Source organism: Aciditerrimonas ferrireducens (assembly GCF_023130475.1).
GTDB classification, from domain to species: Bacteria; Actinomycetota; Acidimicrobiia; order Acidimicrobiales; family UBA8190; genus Aciditerrimonas; species Aciditerrimonas ferrireducens.
Genome location: NZ_JAKHEX010000015.1, coordinates 20,909 through 47,332, shown reverse-complemented (window position 1 = coordinate 47,332; position 26,424 = coordinate 20,909). Strand labels below are relative to the sequence as shown.

Below are 26,424 nucleotides of genomic sequence, written 5' to 3'. Positions count from 1 at the left end.
CGCCGGTCGCCCCGGGACCAGCTCCTGGGCCGCTCCCCGGCGTCCGCCCGCCGGCCGGCCCCTGACCTCACCAGGTCCACAGATCGTCCAAAGCCTCTTCACAGCCTCGTGCGCTTGACTGGGTCCCGACAGCTCGGCGGCACCCGAGCAGGAGGAGATCGCCATGCCGTTCGATGACCACGGACCCATCCCCGTCCCGCCCGAGCAGGACCCCACCCCGACCGACCCCACCCCCACCGAGCCCCAGACGCCGACTGCGCCGTTCCTCGCGGCCGGCTCCCCGTCGGCGCCCGCCGACCCGCACGCCTGGGTCCCGCCCGCCGAGGCCGGCCCGCAGCCCGATCCAGCCGGGGGAGCCCGCAGCGGCCCCGGCCCCGCCGAGGGCTGGCCGTCGGGCCCCTTCGGCCCTGGCGGCCCAGCCGGCCCCTACGGCGGCGGTCCCTACGGCGGCGGCCCCTACGGCGGAGGCCCCTACGGGGGCGGGCCGTATGGGGGCGGGCCGTACGGCCCCTACGGGGGCGGTCCCTCCGGGGGCTGGTGGGGCCCCGGGGGCTACGGCGGCGGCTACGGCCCGCCGCCCAAGCCGCCGCTCTCCCCGAAGGCGCGACGGGCCCGGGCGGTGGTCGCCACCGGCCTGGCCGTGGTGGTGGCCGTAGCAGCCGGGGTGGTGATCGGCCGGACCGCGTTCGCCCAGGGTGCCCCGACCTCGAGCTCCTCGTCCCTCGTGACCCCCCAGTCGCCCTCCAGCGGCCAGGTCGGGGTCCCCTCCGGAGCCCCCACGGACCCCGCCGCCATCGCGGCGAAGGTCGACCCGGGCCTGGTCGACATCGACACCACCATCGGCTACAACACCGGCGAGGCGGCCGCCGGAACCGGCATGGTCGTCTCGTCCAACGGCCTGGTCATCACGAACAACCACGTCATCGAGCAGGCCACGAGCATCAAGGCCACCGACATCGGCAACGGCCAGACCTACACTGCCACGGTGGTGGGCTACGACCACGACCGGGACATCGCCGTGCTGCAGCTCCAAGGGGCCTCGGGCCTGAAGACGGTCCAGTTCGGCAACTCCAACAGCGTGACCGTGGGCACCCCAGTGGTGGCCATCGGCAACGCCGGCGGGGTCGGCGGCACCCCGAGCGCCGTCGGCGGCACCATCACGGCGCTCGACCAGTCCATCACCGCCAGTGACGAGGCGGACGGCACGACGGAGAAGCTGAGCGGGATGCTCGAGACCGACGCCGACATCCGGCCCGGGGACTCGGGCGGGCCCCTGGTGACCACCGCCGGGAAGGTCATCGGCATGGACACCGCAGCCTCCGCCGGCTTCCAGCTCGAGGGGGCCACCCAGGGCTACGCCATCCCGATCGACACCGTTGCGAACATCGCCCGCCAGATCGAGCAGCACAAGGCGTCGGCGACGGTCCACATCGGGCCCACCGCCTTCCTGGGGGTCGAAGTGGCCACGACGGCCCAGGGCTGCGGGACCGGGATCCCCGGCTTCGGGGGCTTCGGCGGGTTCGGCGTGCCCGGCGCCAGCGGCGGCACCACCTCGGGTGCCGAGGTCTGCGGCACGGTCTCGGGGACCCCGGCGGCCCAGGCCGGCCTCGGCGCCGGTGACGTCATCACCGCCATCAACGGCACCACGGTGAGCAGCGCCAACAGCCTGACGAAGATCCTCTTGCAGTACCGCCCGGGGCAGAGCGTCACCGTGACCTACACCACGCCCCAGGGCACCAGCCAGCAGGCGACCGTCACCTTGGCCTCGGGGCCGCCCCAGTGAGCGCGCCGAGGCTCGTCCCCCCGTCCGACCCCCGAGCCAGCACCCCCAGTTCGCCGTCCGCCACCGCGGACGGCGAACTGGCGTCCGCGGTGGCCCGGACCCTCCGGGACGTAGTCGACTTCCCCGAACCCGGCGTGATCTTCAAGGACATCACCCCGGTCCTCGCCGACCCCGAGCTCCTCCGCCGCTGCGTCGCCGCGCTGGCCGCGCCGTTCGCCAACCAGGTGGACCTCGTGGCCGCCATCGAGGCCCGGGGCTTCATCCTCGGCGCCCCGGTGGCCGTGGCCCTCGGGGCCGGCTTCATCCCGGTCCGCAAGGCCGGCAAGCTCCCCCGGCCCACCGTCGCCGAGACCTACCAGCTCGAGTACGGCACCGCAGCCGTCGAGGTCCACGAGGACGCCCTCCAGCCGGGCCAGCGGGTCCTGGTGGTCGACGACGTCATCGCCACCGGCGGGACCGTGGAGGCCAGCCTCCGCCTCGTCCATCGCCTCGGCGGCACCGTCGTCGGGGTGGCCGCCCTCTGCGAGCTCTCCCAGCTCGGCGGCCGGGCCCGCATGGCCCCCCTCGAGCCCCGGGTGCTCCTCACCCTCTAGAGGGACCCGCGTCGACGCCGCCGCGCCGCGGACACGGCGCTCAGCCGAAGCGGGCCGAGCCCACCGTGGCGATCCCCCCGTCGACCGGGACGATGGCGCCGGTCAGGTAGGAGCCGGCACGGGAGGCCAGGAAGATGGCCGTGCCCGCCATGTCCTCGGGCCGGCCGATCCGCCGCAGGGGGGCCGAGGCCGCGATCTGCTCCCCGAACGCCTCGAGGGTGGCGGCCATCATCTTCGACTCGAAGGGGCCCGGGGCGATGGCGTTCACCGTGATCCGGGGAGCCAACCGCCGGGCCAGGTGCCGGGTGAGCTGGTGCACCGCGGCCTTCGAGGCCGAGTAGGAGTAGGTCTCGAGCACCGGCACGTGGAGCCCGTCGATGGAACCGACGTTGATGACCCGGGCCGGGTCCTCCTCGGTGCCGGCCGCCTCCAGGAGGGGCAGGAGGAACTTCGTGAGGTGGAAGACCCCCTCGACGTTCAGCCCGAGGACCCGCCGCCAGCTGGCCGTGTCGTGCTCGACGAGCGGCGCCCCCCAGGTGGCCCCGGCGTTGTTCACCAGCACGTCCAGCCGGTCGGTCCGCTCGGCGATCGCCCCGGCAAGGGCCCGGCACCCTTCCTCGGTGGCCAGGTCGGCCACCAGGCCCTCACAGGACCCCTGCGCGGCCAGGTCGGCCGTGGTGGCCTCGACCTCGGGGGACTTGCGAGCGCAGATCCAGACCCGCGCCCCCCGGGTCACGAACCCTTCGGCGATCATCCGGCCGATGCCCCGGGAGCCTCCGGTCACCAGCACGGTCTTGCCCGCCACCGAGAACAGGTCGTCCACGGCTGGCGGACCCTACTCGTCGGCGGCCAACTCGGCCACCCCCGGCACCTGGCCAGCCCGGCTGGCCACCTTGGCCCCGACCCCGAGCACCCGCAGGAACCCTTCGGAGTCGTGGTGGTCGAAGGCCTCCGAGCGGCTCATCGAGGCCGCCTCCTCGGCGTAGAGCGACCGGGGCACGTCCGAGGCGCCGAGGAAGCTCACCCCGCCCTTGTAGCAGGCCACCTCGATGGTCCCGCTGGCCAAGGCGGCCACCTCGGCGACCACCCCGCGGGCCAGGCTGGAGCCGAGGTCCTCGCCGTAGCCCTGGTAGACCTGCTCGGCCAGGTAGGCCGAGACGGTGTCGAAGAGCCGCCGAGCACGGCGGTCCAGGAGCAGCTGCAGCAAGAACGCGTAGGCCTGCCCCAGCAGCTCCATGCCCGGCGCTTCGTACACCCCCCGGGACTTCACCCCGACGAACCGGTTCTCCACCAGGTGCAGCCCGATGCCCACCCCGTGGCGCCCCCCGATCTCGTTCGCCACCCGCAAGGCGGCCTGGGCGCTGCCGGTGGGCCGACCGCCCACCTCGACGGGCCGGCCGGCGTCGAAGACCACCCGGACCGCCTCGGGTTCCCCCGGGGCCTCCGTCGGGCGCACCCCCATCTCCGGGGTCACGAAGCTCGCCGGGGTGGTCAGCCGCTCCAGCTCCCCCGCCTCGTGGGTCAGGCCGAGCAGGTTGGCGTCGGTCGAGTACTTCGCCTGGCCGGGGGGCTTGATGGGCAGCTCGTGGGCCAGGCAGTACTCGATCATCTCCTCCCGGCCCCCGAAGCGGGCCAGGAACTCGCCGTCCCGCCAGGGGGCGTAGACCTCGACGCTCGGGGCCAGCATGTTCGTGGCCAGCTGGAACCGCACCTGGTCGTTGCCCCGGCCGGTGGCGCCGTGGGAGAGGACCGTGATGCCGGCCTTCGCCATCGCCCGAAGCGCCCCCCGCACGGTCACGTAGCGGGCCAGGGGCGTCGTGTTCCAGTAGCCGCCCTCGTAGCGGGCCTGGGCCTGGACCGCCCCGAGGCCCGCCTCGGCCACCTCGTCCACCAGCGGCAGCACGTGGGCCTCGGCCGCCCCGCAGGCCCGCATCCGCTCGGCCACCGCCCCGAGGTCAGGCTCGTCGCCCTGGCCCAGGTCCGCGGTGTAGCAGACCACCCGCACCCCGTGGCTGGCCAGCCAGTGGGTGATGGTGCAGCTGTCCAAGCCGCCAGAGGCCAAGAACGCGACCGTCCGCCCCTGGAGGTCCCTCACGTCCACCCTGCTCGCGCCTCCTGCTCGAAGCCGGCCCCACGACCGGCCCGCAGGAGGTTACCGGACGGCCCCTGGGCCGCCTCGGCCGCCTGGGCCAAGGCCTCCTCGAAGGTCCGCCCCGGAGCCAGCAGCGCCCAGCCGACCCGCCACGCCACCGGGCCGCCGGCGGACCCTCCGGCACGGGGACCGGCGCCGAGCACCGTGCCCAGCCGGCCGGCCAGGGCCGCGGCCTGCTCCGGGTTCCCGACCGCCCGGGCCAGGACCCCGAGGGTCCACTCTCCCAGCCGCCCGACCACGTCCCCGCCCCGCACCCCGCCCCGCAGCCGACCCGCCGCCTCGACCAGCGCGCGCTCGTCCAGCGGGCCCACTGCGAGGGCCGGTGTCAGCCAGAACAGGGCGGCCCGGGCCTCTCCCCGGGCCGCCTCGGCGGCCAGGGCCCGGCCCTCCACCTCGAAGGCCCGTCGGCTGGCCACGCCGGTGGCCTGGTCCACCGCCCGCCGCTCGGCCAGCCGGCCGGCCAGCCCGGCCCGTTCGAGACCCAGGGCCACGACCGCGCCCACCCCGGCCAGCCGCCGCGCCAGCTCCTCCGGCGCGTCGCCCAGCGGCGGATCCCCGAGCTCCCCGAGGACCAGGACGCCGCGGCCCTGCCCGCCGCTCACCAACGGCACCAGCCAACCGTCCACGAGCTCGGCGGTCCGGGCCAGGTCCCCGACCGCCGGTTCGGTCGTCCCGGTCGACAGCCGCCGAGGGGCAGGCCGGCGGGCCAGACCGGCGAGGAACGGCCCGCAGCCGGACACCACGCTCCCCGGCACCCCAGGACCCCCCGGGCCGCCCAGCCGCCGGGGCCCACCCGCGGCGAGGACCAGCTGGTCGGGCTCCTCCCGCAGGAACAGCGCCGCCCGGCACCCGCCGAACAGCGCCGGGAGCGCCCCGAGCGCCCCGGCGGCCGCCTCCTCGGGCGTGCTGGCGCTGCTCAGGGCGACCACCAGCCGCCCCAAGGCCGTCTCCTCGGCCTCGGCAGCACGCGCCTGGGCCACCGCCCGGGCCGCTGCCCGCCGGGCCGCTGCGGTCCATGCCTCCGTGCCGGACCTTGCCACCGCGCCCCTTCCTCTGCCGGGTTCCGTCCCGGCCCTCCCCCCATCGGCACGCCCGGGCCCGGCCTTGACGGCCCGTTGTGGGCCCGCGCGCTAGGGGTCCTGGCCCCGGCGCTGGCGGAGCTGCACGTCGAAGACGAACCGCAGCAGCCGCTTCACCGCCGCCTCGGGCGGCGCCAGGAACTCGAGGCGCAGGGTCCGATCCCGCTCCCCCCGGCCGACCACCCGGGCGGCCAGCACGAGCGGCTGGTCCGGGAGGCCCAGCACCACCCTCCGCTCGTCCCCCGGGCCGAGCCGCTCGAGGCCCGGGACGAGCTCCAGCCGGCAGCCCCCCGCCGAGAGGTCCCGGCTCACCGTCGCCACCCGAGGCTCCTCGCTGCCCGCCTCCCCTTCCACTGTGGCCGCCACCGCCACCTCCACCGGCACGGCCACCGGGACCCGCACCCAGACCCGCCGCTGGTACTGCTCCACCGGCCCGCTCGGGGTCAGGGCCAGCACGACCGGCAGGGGCCAGCTCACCAGCACCCGCGCCGTCGCGGGGACCTGGAGCATGGCGGCGGGGGTGCCGAACTCGACCAGCACCGGTCGCTCGTCGAGCCCCGCGGCGCGCCGGTCCCGGGTCTCGCAGCGCAGCACCCCGCCTTCGAGGGCCATGACCGCCGCTTCGACGGCGTCGTCGGCGAGGACCACCCCGGCGAGGGACACCACCTGGCCGCCGCCCGGCGAGCCGGCCGACCCCGTCGGGCCGACCCCTGGCCGTGCCCCCCTGGCTCCTCCCGCCGCCTCCACCGGCTGGCCGTCGGCCGGCCGGAGCATGGCCCAGCGACCCACCAGGGCATCGAGGGCTGCCTCCTCGACCCCCGCCTCCTCGACCCCGCCTCGCTCCTCGACCATCACCCGCCCCTCCCTCGCTCCCCCCGGACCCGTCCATCCTCGGTCCTCGCCTCGCCCGCCGCCACTGGAACCCTCCCCTCCTGTCGACAACCCCGGCCTCACGCGACCATGGCCGAGACCGGCCGGCGATGCACCCGGCCCGAGCGGCGGACCACGTCGGGGAGGGTGAAGACGAAGGCGAGGAGCCGGGCGACCGCCAGGTAGAGCTCGACGGGGACCAGGTCGTCGAGGTCACAAGCGGCGTGCAGCGCCCGGGCCAGGGGCGGGTCCTCGACGACGGGGACGCCATGTCGCCGGGCTTCTTCCCGGATCCGGGCGGCCAGGTGGTCCGCGCCCTTGGCCACGACCCGGGGGGCCTGGCCGCTGCCCGGCTCGTAACGCAGTGCCACCGCGACGTGCGTCGGGTTCGTCACCACCACGTCCGCTTTCGCCACCGCGGCCATCATGCGCAGCCGGGAGAGGGCCCGCTGCTTCTTGCGGATCTGGCCCTTGAGCAGCGGGTCGCCCTCGTGCTGGCGGAACTCCTCTTTCACCTCCTGCTTCGTCATCTTCAGCTGCTGGCCGACCCGGCGGCGCTGGAAGGCGTAGTCGAACCCGGCGAGCACCAGCCCGGCCAGGGCCACCTGGCGCACCAGGCCCACCAGGGCGCCCCCGGCGTAGGCCACGGCGGGGCCGATGCCGGTCAGCTGCGCTCCGAGCATGAGCCGCACCATGGCGTCCATCGTCCGGTACGCGAGCGCCCCGATGACCGCCAGCTTGAGGACCTCCTTCGCGAGCATCCAGAGGGACTGGGCGGAGAACAGCCGCTTGATGCCCGTCAAGGGGTTGAGCCGGGAGAACTGGGGACGGGCCGCTTTCCAGGCCAGCACCGGGCCGACCTGTGCCGCGGTCGCAGCAAGCGACACCGCGGCCATCACCCCCGCCACCGGCAAGACGATCTCGGCGGCGGCCACCAGACCGGTGCGCAGCACCGCGAGGGCCCCGGCACTGGTCGGATCGGCCATGACGTGGCTCGCCTGGGCCAGCACCCCGAGGACCCGGCGCTCCCCGTCGCCGAAGGCCGCCGGCAGCGCCATGGAGGCCACCAGGACGGCCAGCCAGCCGGCCAGCTCCGGGGTCTTCGCGATCCGGCCCTCCTGGCGGGCCTCGCGCCGGCGTTTCGGGGTGGGCTTCTCGGTGCGCTCGTCCCGCCTGGCCATCGCGGCGCTCCCCGTTCAGCCCAGGCCCACCAGGGCCCGGACGTCCCCCACCATGACCTGCAGCAGGTTCGCCAAGGCTCCTGGCACCACCCGCAGCGAGAAGGCCGTGAGCACCAGGGCCAAGACGACCTGGAGGGGCAGGCCCAGCCACCAGGCGTTCACCTGCGGCGCCGCCTTGGCCAACAGGGCCAGGGCCACCTGCAAGGAGAACAGCACCACCAGGATCGGGGCGGCGATCTCGAGCGCCGCGGTGAAGAACGTCGCCAGTCCGCTGGCCAGCACCCCGGGCAGGACCGTCCCGCCGAAATGGTCGATCGGGCCCCCGCTCACCCGGAACGAGGTCTCAAACCCCTGGATCACGAGCAGCTCCCCGTTCGACGCGAAGAGCACCACGATGGCCAGCTGGTCGTACAGCTGGCCGACGATCGGGATCTCGCTGGCGGAGACCGGGTCGTAGGCCGGCAGGGGCGTGATCCCCCCGAAGAGGTCCACGAGGCTCCCCGCCCCGGCCACCGCCGAGACCAGCAGCCGCACCACGAACCCGAGGGCGGCCCCGACGAAGACCCCGAGGACCACCTGGCCGATGAGCCCGGCAGTGCTCGTCGGCACCCCGTGGGCCAGCAGCAGGGGGGCCGAGAGCACCCCGAGGCCCACCGCCACCCCCATGAGGGCCATCCTCGGCATCCCCCCGGTCATGGCCGTCGAGAACGGGGGGACCACCGCCAGCCACGCCGCAGCCCGGACCGTGCCGAGCAGCACCGCGAGCAGCCAGGGCCCGCTCAGGTCGACCTGCACCGCCCCGCCTCGCGCGCCTCAACCGCCGGCCAGCACCGCCGCGTGGGCGAAGAGGTTGTCCACGTAGCCCACGAACTGGTTCAGCATCCAGTGCCCGGCCACCAGCAGCACCAGCGAGATCGCCGCCAGCTTCGGCACGAAGGTGAGGGACATCTCCTGGAGCTGGGTGATCGACTGGAACAGCGACACCGCCAAGCCCACCGTCAAGCTGGCCAGCAGCACCGGGGCGGCGAGCTTCGCCGCCATCAGCAGGGCCTGCATCCCAAGGTGGGTGACCTCGACGTCGGTCATCGGAAGCTCACCAGCACGGTGTGGGTCACGAGCACCCAGCCGTTCACCATGACGAACAGCAGCAGCTTGAACGGCAAGGACACGAGCGTCGGGGGCAGCATGACCACCCCGATGGACATCAGCACCGAGGAGACCACGAGGTCGATGATGAGGAACGGCACGAAGATGACGAACCCGATGATGAACGCCGACTTGAGCTGCGAGAGCAAGAACGCGGGCACCAGGGCGGCCATGGAGACGTCCTGGGGCTTGGCCGGATGCTCGTGGTCGATGCCGGTGGTCAGCGCCAGCTCCGAGCCGCCGGTCTGCTCGAGCATCCAGGACCGAAGCGGCTCCTCGGCGGCCCGGTAGGCCTGGACGGCGGTCTCCTTGCCGTGCAGGTAGGGCTGGACGGCCACCTGGTTGATCTGCTTCAGGGTCGGCATCATCAAGAACAGCGACAAGAACAGCGCGAGGCCGGCCAGCACCTGGTTCGGCGGCACCGAGTTCAGCCCGAGGGCGTTGCGGGTCAGTGACAGCACGATGACGATCCGGGTGAACCCGGTGAGCAGGATCAGCAGCGAGGGCGCCACCGCCAGCAAGGTGACGGCGAGCAGCACCACGATGCTCTCCGAGGGCTTCGACAGGGTCCGCCCCAGGTTCACCGTGATCGACGAGCCGGCGGCCAGCAGGTGGCCGCCGAGCAGCAGGCCGGGCAGCACGCTGCTCAGCACGGTCCCCGCTCCTGCGTGTGGTGCTGACGCCGGGCCCTCCCCGGGCGCGCCGGGTCGAGCCCCGTCGGAGCGTCCTTCACGTGTCGGTCCTCCAGGTCCAGTCGAGCGCGGCGGGTCAGACCCGCTCGAGGCGCTCCTTGAGCTCTGCGATGGCCGACGTCCATGTCTCGTCCCCAGCGGGCCGCCGGCCCGCCTGGGACCTCGTCCGGGCCCGTCCCTGGCCCGTCCCGCTCCCGCCGCCACGACTCCCGTCGTTTCGGCGCCGCTCCGCCTGTGCGCTCGGCCCCGTGCCCGCTGGCCGGGCCGCCTCGCCCGACCCTTCGTGCCCGGTCGCCGCCCGCAGCCGGGCTTCTAGGCCCGAGAGGCCGGGCACCTTCTGCACCCAGGCCGGCAGGGCCGGTGACCCCGACGCCGTCCCGGGCCGGCCGGCTGCCAGCCAGCGTCGCGGACCGGCGCTCGGCTCCTCGGGTCCCCCGGTCCCAAGAGCGCTCGGGTCCAGGGCCGCCACCTTCTGCACCCGGCCCGGGGTCACCCCGAGCAGGTAGGCCCGCTCCGCCACCTGCACGAGGGCCACCGACACCCCCTTGCCGAGGCTCTGGCGGCCGAGCACCGCCACCGCCTGGCCCCGAGCCGACCGGGCTCCCCGGGACCCAGCACCGGTCAGCCGTGCCCCCAGGCGGCCCCGCAGCAGGCGGGCCGTGAGGTAGACCAAGCCGACCACCACCGCCAAGCCGACCGCCAGCTGCAACAGGAGGCTGGTGGCCGAGATGCTCTGGGCACCGAGGGACCCGGCCAGATGGGCGCTGCCCGTCGCCGCCCGGTGCCCGACGCTCGCCACGGGGGAGGCCGCCGCCCGGTGGGCCGACGCCCGGTGGGCCAGCGCCGGGTGCGCAGCGGCCCGGTTCACGCCGGCTCCCCGCCGACCACCTCGGTGATCCGGACGCCGAGCTCGTCGTCGACCACGACCACCTCGCCCCGGGCGAGCAGGGTGCCGTTCACCATGACGTCCACCAGGGACCCGGCGGCCCGGTCCAGCTCGACGATCGAGCCGGCCCGCAGCTCCAGCAGCTCCCGGACCGCCAGCCGGGCCCGGCCCAGCTCGACGGTGACCGCCAGCTCGACGTTCTGCAGGACCCGTAGGGCGTGTCGGCTCCCCGCGCCACTCCCCGTCCCGCCCATGGCCGCGGCCACCGCAGCGGCGGCCGGCGCCGGGGCGGCCGCTGGCCGCGGCCCCTCCGCGGGCGTCCCGCCGGGGCCCGGCTCCGGTGCACTGGCCGGGACCGGGCCCCCCGCAGCCTCGGGAGTGCCGGGCTGCTCCGCTGCTCCGAGGACTGTCGCTTCCTGCACGCTCTCCACGATCACGCCTCCCGTTCCTCGTCCTCGACCACCACCGCGGCCAGCCGCTTGCCCCGGGCGGTCAGGCGCACCGACCGGTAGGGCTCACCCTCGGCCCGCAGCTGCAGGGCCTTGTCCACTTCCCGGTGCAGGGGCACGACGTCCCCGGGCCGCAGTCCCAGGAGCTCCTCGGGCGGCAGGAAGACGTCGGGGAAGCAGACCACCACCTCGACCGGCACCTCGAGCAGGCGCTCCCGGAGGCGCACCTGGCTGGCGTCCGCGTGGCTCTCGCCGCCCTCGGTCTGGTCGAGGCGCTCCAAGGCGTCGAGGATGGGCAGCAGCACCGAGATCGGCACGCAGAGGCTGGCCGCCGCCCCGTCCAGGTCTCCGAGCACCACCCGCAGGGCCACGATGAGGCACATCTCGGTGGGCTTGACCGCCTGGAGGAACATGCTGCTCGCCACCGAGCTGAGCGCCCCGATGGACACGTTGAGCACCGGGGCGAAGGCCGGGGGCAGCTCGGCCAGCATCCGCTGGGCCAGGTCGCTCACCAGCCGCTGCTCGATCTCCGTGAGGGCCCGGGGCTCGGGGGCCGGCCGGCCCGTGCCCCCCATGCGGAGCTCCACCGCGGTGAGCGCCAAGGGCAGGGGAAGGTGCAGGACGATCCGGCCGCCGTAGGGCACGACGGTGGCCGAGCAGAGGAAGGTCGGCTCGGGCAGGCTGGCCGCGTAGTGCTCCCAGCGCTGCTGGTCTAGCTCGCCGACCTCGACCTTGCTGGCAAGCCGCAGGGTGCTCGTGAGGGCCCCCGCCATCCGGTGGGCCAGCACCTCGAGCACCGGCTCCAGGCGCCGCAGCCGGCCCCGGTCGAGGGCCTCCTGGCGCTGGAAGTCGTAGGGCCGGACCCGCCGGCCGCCGTTCTCCGACGCCGGCTCGCCCGCCGGCATCTCCTGTTCCTCCGTCCTGAGCGCCACCATGCTCCGTCGCTCGCTGCCTCTCGCTCAGGCCCTCCCCGGGCCCCGGGCTGCTGGCCCGGCCAGTCGGCGGGGGCGGAGGCCCGCCGCCTCCGCCCCTCCGCTCTCCACAACGCATCGGCAACGCCGGCGCCGCGGTTGAGGCCTTTCGGGCCGATCCGTCACGGCACCTGCAGCAGCGACTGGACCGCCTGGTCCGTGGTGGTGATGACCTTCGTGTTCGCCTGGTAGGCCTCCTGGGCCACGATCAGGTCCGTGAGCTCCTTCGACAGGCTCACGTTCGACTGCTCCAGGGCCCCGCCCACCAAGGTGCCGGCCCCGCCCGAGCCCGGGGCGCTGATGACCGGCTGCCCGGAGTTCACCGTCGACTGGTACATCAGGTTCCCGAGGTCCGTGAGGCCCTGCGGGTTGGCGAAGGTCGCCAGGGCGATCTGGCCGATGGTCTGGCTCTGGCCGTTCGAGAACGTGCCGGTGATGGTCCCGTCCGCCCCGATCGAGAAGCTCTGCAGGCTCCCCGCCGGGGAACCGTTCTGGCTCGTCGCCGAGATCGACTGGTTCCCGGCGAACTGGGTGACGGCGCCGGAGGAGCCCGGTGCTGGGAAGGTGAAGTCCACCGTTGTCGTCCCGAAGGTGTACGGACTGCCGGTCGGCCAGGTCCCTTGGACCGTCCAGGAACCGTTCGCGTTCTGGGTACCACCGGAGATGCCGCTCAGCTGGCCGTTCTGGAAGGTGACGGTGGGCCCGCTGGCGCTACTACTGGAGGTCGGTGGTGTCCCAACGATGTCGGAGGTCGTTGTCGTACCCGATGAAGAAGTCGACTCGGCAGTGACCACCATGGTCCACTGGCCAGCGGTGCTGGTCGGGTAGAACGACACCGTGATCGGGACCGTGTTCCCCAAGGAGTCGTAGGCATCGGTGGTGAAGCTCACCGGGTTGGTGCCGCTTCCTGAGTTGGCGGGCAGGTTTCCGCCGAGAGTGATGTTCGTGGTCTCGGTGGCCGGCACCGTCGACTGGAGCGGGATCGTGATGTTCCCGACCGGCGCGTTCGTGTTCACCACCCCGCCCTGGGCCATCCAGCCTTGGATGAGCGCGCCGTTCGGCGCGACGAGCTGCCCGTTCGCGTCGGTGGAGAGCTGGCCGTCGCGGGTGTAGAGGGTCTGGCCGTTCTGGCTGGCGATGAGGTAGCCGTTGCCCTGGATGGCCACGTCGGTGGGGACGTTGGTCTGCTCGATGGTGCCCTGGGTGTCGTTCTCGCTCACCGTCCCGACCTTCACCCCCGAGCCCACGGCGTAGGGGTTGATCCCACCGGAGGTGGCCGTGGGGGCGGTCGCGCCGGCGACCTGCTCGTTCAGCAGGTCGGCGAACGAGACGCTCTGGGACTTGAAGGCCGTGGTGTTGGCGTTCGCGATGTCGTTGCCGATCACGTCCAGATAGGTCTGGTTCGCCTCGATGCCCGAGGTGGCGGCGATCAGGGATCGTTCCATGGTGTCTTTCTCCTTGTGGTCGTCGGTTCGTGGCGTCTGGTCGTCGAAACGGTGGTGCTGGTTGGCTCAATCAGCTCGTCGGCGTGGCGGTGGTCGAGGACCCAGTGGTCGAGCCTTGCTGGGCGACCTTCGTCACCGACGTGAGGGCGACGGCCGTGCCGTCGGGCCCCACGGTCAGCTCGGGGGAGCCCGTCGAGCTGAGCAGGACCCCGGTCACCACCCCGCTCACGCTCTTGCCCGAGGCGTCCAGGCCGGTCACGACGTCGCCGAGCATCGAGTCGGCGGCCGTCACCTGCTGCTCGTTCGCCAAGGTGGTCTGGGCCTCGACCGAGGTGAGCTGGGAGATCTCGGTCATGAACGAGGTCGGGTCCGTCGGGTTCAGCGGGTCCTGGTTCTCGAGCTGGGCCACGAGCAGCTGGAGGAAGGTCTGGGTGTTGTCAAGCTGGTTCAGGGGGTTGGTCCCACCGGGCGCCGATGCGCTCGTCGCTGCCTGGTCCTGGGTTGCGGCCCCCTGGCTGGCGCCCAGGGCACTGGTCGGGTCGATGGTCGTCACCTCGTCGCTCTCCTTGCCTGTGTGGTCGGGACCGGTCGCTTGGATGCTTGGCCTCGGGGCCCGGGGCTTAGAGCCGGAGGTCCACGAGGCGGCCGCCCATTGGGCTGCTTGGACCCGTGCCCGTCACTTCCGGGGGCAGCTCCGGCGTCACCGGTTTGGTCGTCGCTGGGCTCCCGGGGCCTCGACCGGGGGCCTGCTGGCTCCCAGACCCGCTCCCCTGGCCCTCCTGGCGCAGGTCGATCTGGACCTTGCTGGCCAGGGTGCCGAGCTCGTGGTGGAGCTGGCCGAGGCCTTGTCGCAGCGCCTCGTACCCTTGAGGGCTCGCGGCCTGGAGGGTCACGCTGAGGGTTCCCGCCCCTGCGACCACGGTGGCCCGCACGGTGCCCAACCCGTCGGGTTCGAGCGCCAGGGTCACGCTCCGGCTCCCCGACGCGAGGGTGCGCAGCGGCCCGAGTGCCCGCACCACCTGGTCCGCCGGGCTCACCGAGTTGCGGGCAACGTCGGGCGCTTGGCCGTGCGTGGCCGCCGTGGCCGCCGTTCCGGGGATGGGGGCGCTCGCAAGCACCGGGGCGGGACCCGGCGTGGCGCTCGGGTTCGGGCCCGACGGCGTCCCGCCGCTCGCTGGCGCTGGCCGGGTCGGCAAGGTGGTCGCGGTCGTCGTCGCCGTCCCGTGGCTGGCTGACGGGTTTACCGCGGGCTGCGCGCTAGCCACCTTGGGCTGGGTGGTCGCCGGAGACGTCGGCGAGGGGCTGCTCGGTGCCGCTTCGGTGCCTCCGGTGGCTGGCCGGCCCGTGCCCGGATCGGCCCCAGCCGCCACCCTGGCGGACCCGTTCGGGGGGCCCGCAGGGGTGCCCTGGCTCGGGGCGGGGGCAGGGGTTGGCCCGCCGTCGACACCGGCCGGGCTCGCGGGGACCGGGGTGCTCCCGGCCCCAGACGCATCCGGAGTCTGCGCTCCTCGCTGGCTCGGGACTCCTTCCTGGCTCGGGGTTGCGTCGGTCGTTCCCGCCGCGGCGCTACCCGTCTCGACCGGGCCGGACCCCGCCGCCGGCCCGCTCGCTCGACTCCCAGGGTCGCCAGCGGCCGGGCCGCTCGCCGCGGACGTGTCGTTGCCCGGAATCGGCCCTGGGGAGGGAGCGGGCGCAGCCGTGGTGCCGGCGGCTGCGCCCGCAGGGGCCGGGGTGGTGGCGTTCGCCGGTGCCGGGGCTGCGAGCGCGCCGGCCAGGGCAGCCGTGCTCGCGTCGGCCGTCGCGGCATGCCGCGACGGCGACCGCTTGGCCTTCCCCCCCTCGGGGGCACTGCCGGCGGCCTCGGTGCCCCCGCTCCCCGCGGGCGCGGTGCCTGGCGACGTGGGGTGGGTCGCACCGGCCGACTCCGCCGCGGCCGACGGGGGGGCCGGGTTCGACGGCCCGCTGCCCGCCTGGGCCGTGGATCCCTGGTCGCCGTGCACCCCGGCGAGGACCCCGGCGAAGCTCGGCGTGCTCCCCTCGGTCGAGGGACCGGGCGAGGGGGTGGGGTTGCCCGTCGGGCTCGGGCCGACCGCCGCGAGGTCGACGAGGGTGGCGCTGGTCATGCCACCTCCTGGAGTCGTTGGAGGATGTCCGTCACGTAGGACTGGGTCTGGGGGTACGGCGGCACCCCGCCGTACTGGGCCACCGCGCCGGGCCCCGCGTTGTACGCGGCAAGCGCCAGGGGGAGGGACCCGCCGTAGGTCTGGAGGTAGCCGGCGAGGAGCTGGGCGGCCCCGCTGATCGCCTCGGCCGGGTTGAAGGGGTCGACCCCGAGGCTCGCGGCGGTGCCCGGCATGAGCTGCATGATCCCCTCGGCCCCTGCAGAGGACACCGCGCTCGGGTCGAACCCAGACTCCTGCGCGGCCACCGCCGCGAGCAGGCTGGCGGAGACCCCGCTTTGGGCGGCAGCCTGCTCGAAGACCGGGACGAGACTCGGCGGCACCCCGAGGGCGGCGAGGGTCCCCGAGCTCCCGCCGCCACCCACGGCCGGGTCGGTGGCGACCCCGCTCGTGGGGAGGACCCGGCGGATCGCCACCGGGTTCCCCACCGGCTGGATCGAGACGGTCTGGCCGGTCTGGGGCGCGTCGATCATGAGGCCGTTGCCCAGGTAGATGCCGACGTGCCCCGGGGCGCTTACGGTGCCGTCGGTGCCGGGGAAGAAGACGAGGTCCCCCGGCTCGGCCTCCGCGAGGCTCGAGACGGGCGTGCCGACCTGGGCCTGCTCCTCGGAGGTCCTCGGCAGGCTGATCCCCAGCTGCCCGTAGACGTACTGCACGAACCCCGAGCAGTCGAAGCCGGTCTGGGGGCTCGTCCCGCCCCAGCGGTAGGGGACACCGAGGAACCGCTCCGCTTCGGCCACTACCTGGCTCCCGGTGACCGTCCCGCCGGCGAGGGAGCTGCCCGCGATGCCCGCCGTGCTCGGGCTGCCGAGGAACCCGCCGGCGAGCAGCTGGTCGGTGGCCAGGCCCCCGGCGCTGGCCCTGCTCGTCTCGGTGGCCCCGCCCCCGTCGAGGGCGGACTCGGCGCTCAGCACCGCGTCGAGCACCCCGGCGAAGTTCCCGCTCTGCGCCGCCTGGGCGATGCTCGAGCCGAGGCTGGCCAGGGTGCTCGTGGCCGCTTGGACCTGGCTCACCTCGGCGGGCACCAGGGGCGTCCCCAGGAGACCCGGCATGCTGCTCATGCCACCCCTCCTGGACCCCTCGGGCTGGAAGCGGCTCGTGACCAGGTCGTCGACCTCTCGGGCCTCGGCCCGGAACAGCTCCTGCCGCCAGGCGTCTCGCCGACGGGCCTCCAAGCGCTCGAGGGCTGCCACCCGCGTCGCGGCTCGCGCCCAGGCCTGCCGCCGTTCCTCGGCCGCCTCGGCAGCCCGGCTGGCCTGCTGGCTGGCTGCCTGCCAGCGTTCGGCGCGCAGCTCCCCGGTCGCCCGCCAGGCCCGGTAGGCAGCGAGGGAGACCACCGCCGCGGGTTGCGGGGTCGCGGCGAGGTGCTCCTCGGCCCGCTGCCGCTCGGTCTCGGCCTGCCGCCTCGCCGCGTTCGCCAGGGCGAGCGCGCCTCGGGCCCGCTCTTCCTCGACCCGCCGAACCCGCAAGACGGTGGCGAGCCGGAACTGGAAGCGCTTCATGCCCCGACCCCCTGGGCCATGGCCGGTGCCGGAGCCGGCGTCGTTTGAGCACTGTCGGCGACGAGGGCGTCGAGCTGTGCCCAGGACTGGGCCGTGGGCACCACCTCGGCCACGTCCTGGCGCAGAAACGCCCAGATCGCCTCCCGGGCAGCAAGGGCCCGGTCGGCCAAGGGGTTCGTGCCGGCCACGTAGGCCCCGATCTCCACCAGGTCCCGCACGTCCCGCTCAGCGGCGAGCAGCCGGCGAAGTTCGCGGGCCGCGGCCCGCTGCACAGGGGTGGTCACCGCCGGTTCGACCCGGGAGATGGACTCCAGGACGTCCACGCTCGGGAAGTGGCCCGCGGTGGCGAGCTTGCGGGAAAGCACGACGTGCCCGTCGAGGATCGAGCGGGCGGCGTCCGCGATGGGTTCGTTCATGTCGTCGCCCTCGACGAGCACCGTGTAGAGCCCGGTGATCGAGCCGCGCTCTGCCGCCCCGGCCCGCTCCAAGAGGCGCGGCAGGAGCGAGAACACCGAGGGCGGGTACCCCCGGGTCGCCGGTGGCTCCCCGGCGGAGAGGCCGACTTCGCGCTGGGCCATGGCGAAGCGGGTGAGGGAGTCCATCATGAGGACCACGTCTGCCCCTTGGTCCCGGAACCACTCGGCGATCCGGGTGGCGGTGAACGCGGCGCGGATCCGCACGAGGGCCGGCTCGTCGGAGGTGGCCACCACCACCACCGAGCGCCGAAGGCCATCCTCCCCGAGGTCCCGCTGCAAGAACTCGTTCACCTCCCGGCCCCGCTCCCCCACCAGGGCTACGACCGCCACCTCGGCCTCGGTGCCCCGGGCGATCATCGAGAGCAAGGAGGACTTGCCGACCCCGGATCCGGCGAAGATCCCAAGACGCTGGCCCCGCCCGCAGGGCACCAACGTGTCGAGGACCCGCACCCCGAGGCCAAGCTGGCGGTCCACGAGGTCCCGCCGGAGGGGATGGGGCGGGTCCCCGTTGATCCCGACCTCCTCCTCGATCGCCAAGGGACCCTGGTCGTCGATCGGTCGACCGAGCCCGTCGAGCACCCGCCCGAGAAGCCCCGACCCGACCCCGATGGGCAGCGGCCCCCCGAGGGCCTCGACCGGGTCGCCGAAGCGCACCCCCGCCAGTTCCCCGAGGGGCAGGCAGGTGAGCGCCTCGCCGTGGACCGCCACCACCTCGGCCGGCAGGGTGCTCGTCCCCTCGGGACCGACCCGCACGATCCGCAGGGCGTCGCCGACCGCCGCGTCGACACCCTCCACGTCGACCCGCAGCCCCACGAGGCGCCGGACCCGCCCGGTGCGGTAGGGGGCGAGGGCCTGGCGGAGCCGAGCGACCACGGCGGGGCGGACGGTGCGCAGCTCTTGTGACCGATGAGACATCACAGGCCCGTCGCTACGATCAACGATCTTTCCCAGGACAAGACCACAGTGAAGACGACACTCGGGAACCTCTCCGCTTCACTTCTCTCTTTGTATGGAAGAATTTGAGAACAGTCATCTCTTCGTCCTCTGCCGCCCGTCCTAGGGTTTGTGCGGAGCGATCCGTGCACCGCCTCGAGGGAGCGATCGGCAGCTGCCAGCACCAACTTGACCTGAGATTCCCTTGCTCACTCGACAAGAGTCACCATTTGCGTGCTCCCGAAGGCAAGCGTGTCAAGACCAGTATTTCCATAACCAGACTTCACGTCATTGAATCCCACCGCCTGGAGAAGGGCAACAAGCAGTGCTCGTGGGTATGGCCGAACGTGCGTGATGTCTAACCAAAAATTTTCAATAACTCGTGCATCTCCAATATTCGGAGTAACAATGAGAATTTTCCGTATGTCGAACTCTCGCTGCAGCTGACAGATCCGCCGAATAATCTGATCCGGTTGGAAATGCTCGATCACATGGATCAACGATAGTGCGTTGATCCCAGCAACAGGGATATTGCAGGTCAGGAGGTCCCCAACAACGATGTTGGCATTTTTTGAATCGACACACAGCGCCCGATCCGGATCACGGTCAACCCCAAACGCGGAGATACCCTTCTTCGCAAGTGTCTCCAAGAAGATCCCGTCACCGCACCCAAGATCGAGCACAACATCACCAGCATCGAAGAATGTCGAAAAATGTTCGTAATACGCAAGCCGATCGGCACGTCCGCCTTCGAAGACATGGCTTAGCTGACGATAGATGCGGTCAACGTCTTGTTCAAGAAAATCACAATGCTCAATCGAGAGTGACATGAGAGTTCAGCGTTCCCTTCGTTCTTGAGCATTTGACTCCGGACTGGATGTCCCACTGCAATCTTGAGCGTCGGCAAAGGAGCCGTCCTCGCTCGGCGGCACCGTCGGGGGTTGGCCCAGGGTGGCCAGGACCGCCCGGGCCCGGGCGAGGGCCGAGGGGATCTGGCCGTCGATCCGGCAGGGGCCGGCCTCGAGCAGGCACCCGCCGGGGGCCACGGTCTCGTCGGGGACCACCTCGACCGTCCGGTCCCCGAGGACGGGGCCCAGCGCAGCGAGACCCTCGGCCTCCTGGAGGCTGGCCAGCTCCTCGGGGTGGATCCGGACGGTGAGGGGCCCGAGGTCCGGGGCAAGGCGAAGGCAGCGCTGCAGCGCCTCGACCACCGGGGTCCGCTGGAGGGCGAGCTCCCGCTCGAGGACCGCCTCGGCGAGGTCCAGGGCCAGGGCGACGACGTCCTCCTCGGCCACCTGCACGGCAGCCGCTCCGGCGACCTTCCAGGCAGCCACCGCCTGCCGGAGCGCCTCGCTCAGCGTGCCGATGGCCTCGACCACCTCCCGGCGGGCCTCGTCCTCAGCCTCGCTCCGGCCGACCTGGCGACCTTCGGCGAACCCCTCGGCGCGAGCCAACGCGAGCTGCTCCTCCAGGCTGGGTGCCGGCGGTTCCTCCTGGTAAGTGGCGGTGGCGCCGGGCACCGGCAAGCTCGCCAAGCCGAGAGCCGTGACTTGGTCCTCCTCGAGGTCCCGCCACACCCGGCCGGCGGGGCGGCGGGCACGGGTCGTGGGGCTAGACGAGCTCATCGTCCCCCCGGGCGATGACGATCTCCCCTGCCTGCTCGAGCTGCCGGACCACCTTCACCACGGCCTGCTGGGCAGCCTCCACCTGGGACAACCGGGTGGGGCCGAGGAGCTGGACCTCTTCGATGAGATCCGCGGCGGCCCGCTCCGACATGTTCCGCAGGAACTTCTCGCGGATCCGCTCGTCGACCCCCTTCAGGGCGACCGCCAGGTCCTTCGGCACGACGTTCCGGAGGACCCGCTGCAGGGTCCGGTCGTCGAGGTTCACGACGTCGTCGAAGACGAACATCTCGTTGCGGACCTCTTCGGCCACCTCGGGGTCGGTCTGCTCGAGGGACGCCAGGATCTGCTTCTCGGACCCACGGTCGATCTGGTTCAAGATGGCCACCAGGGTCCGGATCCCACCGACCTGCGTCCCCGACCCCGCTCCGCTGTGCAGCAAGGTGGCGAGCTTCTGATCGAGAACCTCGGCCACCTGCTGGAGAACGTCGGGCGCGATCTTCCCCATGGTGGCGATCCGCCTCGCCACGTCTGCCCGGCGCTCCTCGTCGAAGTAGGCGAGGACCGCCGCGGCCTGCTCGGCCGGCAGGTGGGCGAGCACCATGGCCACCGTCTGGGGGTGCTCGTCGGCGAAGAAGCTCACGATCTGCTGGGGGTCGACCCGCTGGAGAACCCCCAGAGGGGTGCCGGGACTGGCCTCGAGGAAGTGCTGGAGGACCTCGTCGGCCCGACTCGAGCCGAGCCGCTCCCGGAGCAGGCGCCGGGCCACTTCGATGCCGCCCTGGCCGACCTGCAGGAGGGCGGCGGCCTGGCCAACGAACTCGGCGAGGACCGCCTGGACCTGTTCGGGGCTGAGCGTCGGCAGGGACGCCATGGCGGCCATGAGCTCGACCGCCTCGGTCTCCGACATGGCCTTCAGCAGCCGGGTGGCCCTCTGCTCGTCGAGCTGGGCCAGGACGACGGCGGCCTTCTGGGGTCCGGTCAGGCTGGGCATGGCCGCCTCACCCCTTGGCTCCGCTGCGCTCCCGCATCCAGGAGCGCAACATGGTCGCCACGTCGTCGGGCTGGCTGTCGACGAACTTCTGCACCGTGCTCAGCTCGCTTGCCAGGGGGTCCTCGCTCTCGGCGCCGACGGCGGGGAGCTGCCCGGTCGGCTCACTCGGCAGCTCGGCCAGGGTGAGCCCCGCCAGCGCGTCCATGGGGCCCATGGGCTCCATGTAGACCTCCTCGCCGCCCCGAGCCTTGCGGGCGGAGCGCCACAGGAGGAACAAGGCGGCGAGCACGGCGAGGACGACGATCCCGACCGTGGCGTCGTGTTCGAGGGACCGCTTCTTCGCCGCTGCCGCCGCCGCCTTGGCCGCCGCCGCGGCCTGCTGGGACTCGGCGGTCGAGAACGGCATCGCCGAGAACGCCAGGGTGTCCCCACGGGCCGGGTTGATGCCGGCAGCGGCGGCCACCCCGGCCTGGAGCTGGCCGAGGCTCACCCCCTTGGGCAGAGCCCGGGAGTTCACCAGGACGGCGACCGACTGGACCTGGACCGTCCCGGGCGCCTGCTGGTCGGTCGTGGTCTGCTGGTCGGTCTCGCAGGTCTGCTGAGTCTGGGTCTGGGTGTAGGTGTTCGTGCCCGTCCCCGGGGTGGCCACGATCGTGCCAGCCGTGCCGCCCGGCGGGGTGCCCGTGCCGGTGAACTTCTCGGTGTTCGTCGAGGTGGAGGTGCAAAAGCTCGTCGGCTGGCCGTTCGCGCCGGGGAGGATCCGCTGGGTGGTGGTGCTCACCTTGTCGTAGTTCAAGGTGGCGTTCACCTGGACGTCCGCGTTGTTCGGGCCAAGCACAGCGGCCAGGTAGCTTTCGACCTTCTGCTGGACCGCAGCGTCGTAGCTGGCCGTGGCCGAGTCGGCGACCGCCGAGTTGTTCCCCACGCCCGGACCGGCCAGCAGGTTCCCGTTCGAGTCAGCGACCGTGACCTCGTTGCTCGAGAGGTTCGGGACGCTCGAGGCGACGAGGTGCACGATGGCCTGGACCTCTTCCCCTGAGAGGCTCTGGCCGGGCGCCATGGTCACGAGCACGGAGGCGCCCGTCGGGTTGTCGTTCGTCAGGGCGAAGTTCTGGTTCGCCGGCAGGGCGATGGTCACCTGGGAGCTCTCGACGCCCGAGATGGCGTCGATGGTCTGTTCCAGCTCGCCTTGCAGGGCCCGGAGGTAGTCGGCCTGCTGGGTGAGGTCCGAGGCGGTGATGCCCTCCTTGTCGAGGATGGAGAGCCCGACCGTGCTTTGGGCCGGCAAGCCCGCCTCGGCCATCGCCAGGCGCTCTTTCGCGACGTCGTTCGCCGGCACCATGATGGTGCTGCCCCCGTCCGCCAGCTGGAACGGCACGTTCGCCGACTGGAGCTTGGCGGTGATGTTCGCCGCGTCCTGGGGCTGGAGGTTCGTGAACAGCGGGGCGTAGGTGGGCTTCGAGGAGAGGCTCATGAAGAGGACCGCGCCGGCCACCACGAGGACCGCAGCAGCAATGGTCACCGCCTTTTGGCCAGCGGTGAAGCCGCTGGCGAAGCGCCGGGCCCGCTCCTTGAAGCGCCCGAGCTGCTCGTTCACCGGGACGAGGGCCATCTCAGACCTGCAGGTTCATGACATCGGTGAACGCGGCGATGGCCTTGTTCGCAAGCGCCACCGTAACCTGGGTGTCCAAGGACGCCTCGCTCGCCGCGATCATGGCGTTCGAGATGCTCCCCTGCCCGGCGGCAGCCTGGGCCTCGAGGGCCGACGCCCCGTTCTGGACCCCCTGGAGGTGGTCGAGGGCCGAGGCGACCCTCTGCCCGAAGTCGCCCCCGACGCTTCCCGTCGCAATCGTGCCCCCCGTGGCCCCGGGGGCCGGGGTACCCGGCAGTGGCTGGATCGGCGGGATCATCCTCAGCTCCCGAGCGTCAGGGCGGACTGGTAGGCTTGCTCGGCCCGCTTCACGGCCACGGTGTTCGCCTGGTAGGCGTTCTCTGCCTGGACCAGCTGGACCAGCTGCGTCCCCATGTCGATGCTCGGCTCCCGCACCAGGCCCTGGGCGTTGGCGTCCGGGCTCGTCGGGTCGTAGACCACTTCGCCGGCCGCCGGGCCGAGGGCGATGCCGGTGACCGCCACCCCCTCTCCCTGGCCCGCCGGGGTGGTGATGGGCGCGAACACCGGGGTCTGCTGCTGGTAGACGCCCTGGGTGAGGGGGGCCTGGTCGTTCATGTTCGCGATGTTCCCCCCGGTCGTGTCGATCCAGGTCTGCATGGCGTCCAGGCCGGACTGCGAGATCGGCAGCGCGCCGAAGAGCTGGCTCACTGGAAGCTCCCTCCTGCCGCCCCCTGCACCAGCCGGAACTGGGCGTTCAGCATGTCCACCATCGCCTGGTACTGCAGGGTGGTCTGCTCCGCCTCCACCAGCTGGTCAGAGAGGTTGACGTTGTTCCCGTTCGTGGCCGGGAGGCCCGGGGTCGCCGACTGGGTCAACTGGGCCGTCCCCCCCGTGCCAGAGTCCAGGGCCTGAGCAAGGCTGGACTCGAAGTTCGCCTGGACCCCCGTGTACCCCGGGGTCTCCGAGTTGGCCAGGTTCTGCGCGATGTCCTGCTGCTGCTGGGCCAACCCGTCCACGGCGAACTGCAAGATGCCGACGATGCCGCTCATCCGCTCCTTCCCCTGACGCTGGCTGCTCGCACACCTCGAGGCGAGAGCCCAACTCCGGCTCCCTACCTGCGGCGTTGTCGTGCGCCCGTCCTGGGCAGAGAAGCGGCGCCGTCCTGGCACCGTCGTGACCTGATCATCGGTCCGGCCGGCTCCCGGCTTGAGACCGGACCAGCCTGAGCGCCGAGCTGTCTTCGAGCAGGGGGGTTAGCGAGGCCCGTTGGCCCCGACCAGGTCCCTTTCCTCGTCGACGACGCTTTCGCCGGCGAGACGGGCGAGGCGCTCCTCGGCGGTCCTGGCAGCCTTCTCCCAGGTGAACGCTGCGGCCTGCTGGATCCCTGCTGTTGAGCGCTCCTGTCGGCCAGCCTCGTCGCCAACGACCGCCCTGAGCAGCTCGACCAGGGCACCAAGGTCGGGCTCGAACCAGGTGAACCTCCCGGCAGCCGGCACGAACTCCTCTCCGAGGGCCATGGGGGTCTCCCGGCAGGGGACCAGCCAGCTGGTGCTGCTCGAGGCGAAGTCCATCGCCCCCCCAGCCCCGGTCACCACCGCCGGGACACCGCAGGCCATGGCCTCGAGGACCGGCAGGCAGAACGCCTCGCCCCGGTAGGGGGCGAGCAGCACGTCGCAGCTGCGGTAGAGGTCGGCGAGGCCCTGCTCGTCCAGGTCGTCCTCGACGACCTCGATCCTCGGGTTCGCCTCGTCGGCGGCCGCGCGCCGAAGCGCCTCGTCGAGGTTCATGCCCGCGTACTGGGCGTTGGAGAGGAACGGCTTCGCGACCAGCACCACGTCGTCCTTCCTCGAGAACGCCGCGCAGTAGGCCTGGAGCACGAGGTCGAACCCTTTCCGCTGGATCGTGCCGCCCACGTAGAGGAAGCGGACCGGGCCGCTCCGCTCGCTCCGCTCCCTCGGTGCGAACACGGTCGTGTCCACGCCGTTCGGGACGACCGCGACGCTCTCCTCAGGGATCCCGGCGCGGAGGAAGCACTCCCGGGAGTACCGGCTCGGCGTCCACCACTCCTGCACCTCGTCGGCGTGCTCCACCCACGCTCTCGGCGCGACCCCGAACTCCCAGGGCTGGACCACCACGAGTGGCCACGGCGTCTGGTCGAACATCGGCGGCCAGCTGTGGCGCACCTCGACCGCCGGACGGCCCTTGGCGCCGAGCGCCCCGACCGTGTCGAACGGCAGCCGGGCCGCCCTCGCCAGGCTCTGCGGCTCGAACGTGACGGCCTGGACCGCGAAGCGCCCGCTCCTCGCGATCCGCGACGCGAGCTCTCGGTTCACCTTCGCCAGGCTGTGCAGCCGGGCGACGTCTCCTTGCCAGCGCACGAACGGGTCCCTCGGCGGGCGCACGGCGGCGCGCGTCCGGCTCCGACTCGTCCCGCCGAGCTGGACGATCCGCTCCTTGGCGCGTGCCGCCGCCTGGTCCCAGCGCCAGCGCGACAGCATGTCCATCCGGCCCCGGCGGCCCATCTCGGGGAGCAGGTCGCGGTGCTCGTGGCACCAGCGCAGCAGCTCGGCGAGGTGCTCCCGGCTCGGGCTGGCCCAGCGGTGCCCGTGGAATGTCTTGATCTCGAAGCTCCGAGGGACCGTGATCAGCTCTTCGACCTCGATGAACAGGTTCGCGTCCCGGCGGAGGATCTCGGGGGGAGCGCTCCAGTTCGTGGCGATCGTCGGCCTGCCGCACGCCTGGGCCTCGGTGAAGGGCCGGCCCCACGCCTCGCCTCTCGTCGGGCTCACGTACACGTCCGCGGTGCAGTAGAGCCGGGGCATCGCCCCGGGGGGAAGGTGCTTGCCGAGCGCCACGATCGGCGCGGTTGCCGACCTCGTGGTGCCGAGCGCTTCGAGCTGCCTCTCGATGAGGCCGTCCGCGGCGCGCTGGTTGTCGATCACCTCGTGGCCCCCGACGGGGTAGACCCGGAGCAGCAGCGTCACGTCGTCGTGCGGCCCGAACGCGTCGGCCCAGGCGCCGAGGAGCACGCCGGGCGCCTTCCGGTCGTACCACTCGAACACGGAGAGGAAGACTGTGCCCCGCACGCCGGGGATGGCCAGCTTCGGGTGGTCCGGGTGGTACACGGTGCCGTCGACACCTTCTGGCACCTGGACCACTGGGACCTGCACGCCGGCGTCGAGGAACGTGTCCACGTTGAACTGGGTGGGGACCCAGACCTCGGCGAACTCGTTCAGCGACGCGACCCACTCGCCGGGGATCCGGTCGGTTTCGAACATCATCCGGGCGACCGTCGCGTCGGCGTCCGGGTCGGTGCCCATCACGCCACCCGGGTTGTGGATGACCGTCAGGCGCGACGGCGACGGTCGCGCCCCGAGGGCTTTCGCGAGCAGGGCGGCTTTCTTCGGGTACGTCGCCCCGAGGTCCTCGAGCAGCCCGGGTGTCACCGGCCCCAGGTGGAGCGCCTGGACCGGCACTCCTTGCTGCTGGATCCCCACGACGAACTCTCTCCCCTCGTCCGCGTAGCCTGCCACGCTGAGCAGCGGCCCGAGCCAGTAGACCCCTGCCCCGCCTCTTGACAGGGCGGCTCGCCCGACGGGGCGCTGCCCGGACAGGGCCCGGCGGCCTGCCTTGCTGTTCGCGTGGCGCGCCTTGGCCCGCGACGCGGCGCTCTTCTTCGACATGCTCCCTCGCTTCGGCTCGCTCGCTGCTCGAAGTGCAATCGGCCAGCTGCGCCTCGGACTGAACCGTGTCGAGCCGAGACCCGGCGACCCCAGCCATCCCTGCGACCTGCTCCCCGTCCACAACGCCTTACCTCCCGAGCGCCGAGCAGACGACCGGGGATTGCCACGAGACGAG

26 protein-coding genes are annotated in these 26,424 nt (G+C 72.8%); 2 read left to right on the top strand and 24 right to left on the bottom strand.

From position 1 onward, the window contains the following. Window positions 1-163: 163 nt before the first annotated feature. A complete protein-coding gene (locus Acit_RS09245; RefSeq protein ID WP_248108343.1) occupies window positions 164-1,783 on the top strand; it encodes a S1C family serine protease in 1,620 nt (539 codons plus the stop codon). Between the two features lie 89 nt (window positions 1,784-1,872). Beyond that, the gene (locus tag Acit_RS09240) at window positions 1,873-2,376 is read left to right on the top strand and encodes an adenine phosphoribosyltransferase (RefSeq protein WP_248108341.1); all 504 of its coding nucleotides are present in this window, start codon (window positions 1,873-1,875) and stop codon (window positions 2,374-2,376) included. Window positions 2,377-2,416: 40 nt separating this feature from the next. Here Acit_RS09240 and Acit_RS09235 read toward each other — a convergent pair whose 3' ends face one another. The 24 genes from Acit_RS09235 to Acit_RS09120 form a co-directional block, all read right to left on the bottom strand. Beyond that, on the bottom strand, window positions 2,417-3,199 hold the full coding sequence (locus Acit_RS09235) for an SDR family oxidoreductase (protein ID WP_248108339.1): 783 nt from the start codon (window positions 3,197-3,199) through the stop codon (window positions 2,417-2,419). Window positions 3,200-3,211: 12 nt separating this feature from the next. Continuing rightward, on the bottom strand, window positions 3,212-4,477 hold the full coding sequence (gene argG, locus Acit_RS09230) for an argininosuccinate synthase (RefSeq protein WP_248108338.1): 1,266 nt from the start codon (window positions 4,475-4,477) through the stop codon (window positions 3,212-3,214). Further along, a complete protein-coding gene (locus Acit_RS09225; RefSeq protein WP_248108336.1) occupies window positions 4,468-5,568 on the bottom strand; it encodes a hypothetical protein in 1,101 nt (366 codons plus the stop codon). The genes argG and Acit_RS09225 overlap by 10 nt, the downstream gene beginning before the upstream one ends. 90 nt (window positions 5,569-5,658) lie before the next feature. Continuing rightward, window positions 5,659-6,459 carry a PilZ domain-containing protein gene (locus Acit_RS13125; RefSeq protein WP_282436669.1) on the bottom strand — a complete coding sequence of 267 codons (801 nt, stop codon included), beginning with the start codon at window positions 6,457-6,459 and terminating at the stop codon, window positions 5,659-5,661. 98 nt (window positions 6,460-6,557) lie between these two features. Next, window positions 6,558-7,658, bottom strand: coding sequence for an EscU/YscU/HrcU family type III secretion system export apparatus switch protein (locus tag Acit_RS09215; protein ID WP_248108334.1), 1,101 nt, complete (start codon window positions 7,656-7,658; stop codon window positions 6,558-6,560). A 15-nt stretch (window positions 7,659-7,673) separates the two neighbouring features. After that, window positions 7,674-8,453 carry a flagellar biosynthetic protein FliR gene (locus Acit_RS09210; RefSeq protein ID WP_248108332.1) on the bottom strand — a complete coding sequence of 260 codons (780 nt, stop codon included), beginning with the start codon at window positions 8,451-8,453 and terminating at the stop codon, window positions 7,674-7,676. Window positions 8,454-8,471: 18 nt separating this feature from the next. Then, window positions 8,472-8,744, bottom strand: a complete 273-nt coding sequence (locus tag Acit_RS09205; protein WP_248108330.1) for a flagellar biosynthetic protein FliQ — start codon at window positions 8,742-8,744, stop codon at window positions 8,472-8,474. Continuing rightward, window positions 8,741-9,457, bottom strand: coding sequence for a flagellar type III secretion system pore protein FliP (gene fliP, locus Acit_RS09200; RefSeq protein ID WP_248108328.1), 717 nt, complete (start codon window positions 9,455-9,457; stop codon window positions 8,741-8,743). The genes Acit_RS09205 and fliP overlap by 4 nt, the downstream gene beginning before the upstream one ends. Before the next feature lie 115 nt (window positions 9,458-9,572). After that, complete coding sequence (locus Acit_RS09195) at window positions 9,573-10,364, bottom strand: flagellar biosynthetic protein FliO (RefSeq protein ID WP_248108326.1); 792 nt, start codon at window positions 10,362-10,364, stop codon at window positions 9,573-9,575. Further along, a complete protein-coding gene (gene fliN, locus Acit_RS13660; RefSeq protein ID WP_248108323.1) occupies window positions 10,361-10,819 on the bottom strand; it encodes a flagellar motor switch protein FliN in 459 nt (152 codons plus the stop codon). The genes Acit_RS09195 and fliN overlap by 4 nt, the downstream gene beginning before the upstream one ends. After that, window positions 10,816-11,736, bottom strand: coding sequence for a flagellar motor switch protein FliM (locus Acit_RS09185; RefSeq protein ID WP_248108321.1), 921 nt, complete (start codon window positions 11,734-11,736; stop codon window positions 10,816-10,818). Before Acit_RS09185 ends, fliN begins: the two co-directional genes overlap by 4 nt. Window positions 11,737-11,924: 188 nt before the next feature. Beyond that, a complete protein-coding gene (locus Acit_RS09180; protein ID WP_248108319.1) occupies window positions 11,925-13,247 on the bottom strand; it encodes a flagellar hook protein FlgE in 1,323 nt (440 codons plus the stop codon). Between the two features lie 70 nt (window positions 13,248-13,317). After that, window positions 13,318-13,800 carry a flagellar hook capping FlgD N-terminal domain-containing protein gene (locus tag Acit_RS09175; protein WP_248108317.1) on the bottom strand — a complete coding sequence of 161 codons (483 nt, stop codon included), beginning with the start codon at window positions 13,798-13,800 and terminating at the stop codon, window positions 13,318-13,320. A gap of 67 nt (window positions 13,801-13,867) precedes the next feature. After that, window positions 13,868-14,512 (bottom strand): flagellar hook-length control protein FliK, encoded by a 645-nt coding sequence (locus Acit_RS13655; protein ID WP_248108315.1) that lies wholly within the window; start codon window positions 14,510-14,512, stop codon window positions 13,868-13,870. 854 nt (window positions 14,513-15,366) lie between these two features. After that, on the bottom strand, window positions 15,367-16,929 hold the full coding sequence (locus Acit_RS09165; RefSeq protein ID WP_248108313.1) for an NlpC/P60 family protein: 1,563 nt from the start codon (window positions 16,927-16,929) through the stop codon (window positions 15,367-15,369). Beyond that, window positions 16,926-18,320: a FliI/YscN family ATPase gene (locus Acit_RS09160; protein ID WP_248108311.1), complete on the bottom strand. Its 1,395-nt coding sequence runs from the start codon at window positions 18,318-18,320 to the stop codon at window positions 16,926-16,928. Before Acit_RS09160 ends, Acit_RS09165 begins: the two co-directional genes overlap by 4 nt. Before the next feature lie 227 nt (window positions 18,321-18,547). Further along, complete coding sequence (locus Acit_RS09155; RefSeq protein WP_248108309.1) at window positions 18,548-19,168, bottom strand: class I SAM-dependent methyltransferase; 621 nt, start codon at window positions 19,166-19,168, stop codon at window positions 18,548-18,550. A gap of 6 nt (window positions 19,169-19,174) precedes the next feature. After that, window positions 19,175-19,873 carry a FliH/SctL family protein gene (locus tag Acit_RS09150; protein WP_248108308.1) on the bottom strand — a complete coding sequence of 233 codons (699 nt, stop codon included), beginning with the start codon at window positions 19,871-19,873 and terminating at the stop codon, window positions 19,175-19,177. Between the two features lie 76 nt (window positions 19,874-19,949). Continuing rightward, a complete protein-coding gene (gene fliG, locus Acit_RS09145; protein WP_248108306.1) occupies window positions 19,950-20,954 on the bottom strand; it encodes a flagellar motor switch protein FliG in 1,005 nt (334 codons plus the stop codon). Between the two features lie 7 nt (window positions 20,955-20,961). Next, a complete protein-coding gene (gene fliF, locus Acit_RS09140; protein ID WP_248108304.1) occupies window positions 20,962-22,566 on the bottom strand; it encodes a flagellar basal-body MS-ring/collar protein FliF in 1,605 nt (534 codons plus the stop codon). A gap of 1 nt (window position 22,567) precedes the next feature. Continuing rightward, window positions 22,568-22,864, bottom strand: a complete 297-nt coding sequence (fliE, locus tag Acit_RS09135) for a flagellar hook-basal body complex protein FliE (protein ID WP_248108302.1) — start codon at window positions 22,862-22,864, stop codon at window positions 22,568-22,570. Window positions 22,865-22,866: 2 nt separating this feature from the next. Further along, entirely contained in the window at window positions 22,867-23,274 is a 408-nt protein-coding gene (locus tag Acit_RS09130; RefSeq protein ID WP_248108301.1) for a flagellar basal body rod protein FlgC, read from the bottom strand. Further along, on the bottom strand, window positions 23,271-23,615 hold the full coding sequence (locus tag Acit_RS09125) for a flagellar basal body rod protein FlgB (RefSeq protein ID WP_248108299.1): 345 nt from the start codon (window positions 23,613-23,615) through the stop codon (window positions 23,271-23,273). Before Acit_RS09125 ends, Acit_RS09130 begins: the two co-directional genes overlap by 4 nt. 204 nt (window positions 23,616-23,819) lie before the next feature. Further along, entirely contained in the window at window positions 23,820-26,249 is a 2,430-nt protein-coding gene (locus Acit_RS09120; protein ID WP_248108297.1) for a glycosyltransferase, read from the bottom strand. Window positions 26,250-26,424 lie beyond the last annotated feature (175 nt).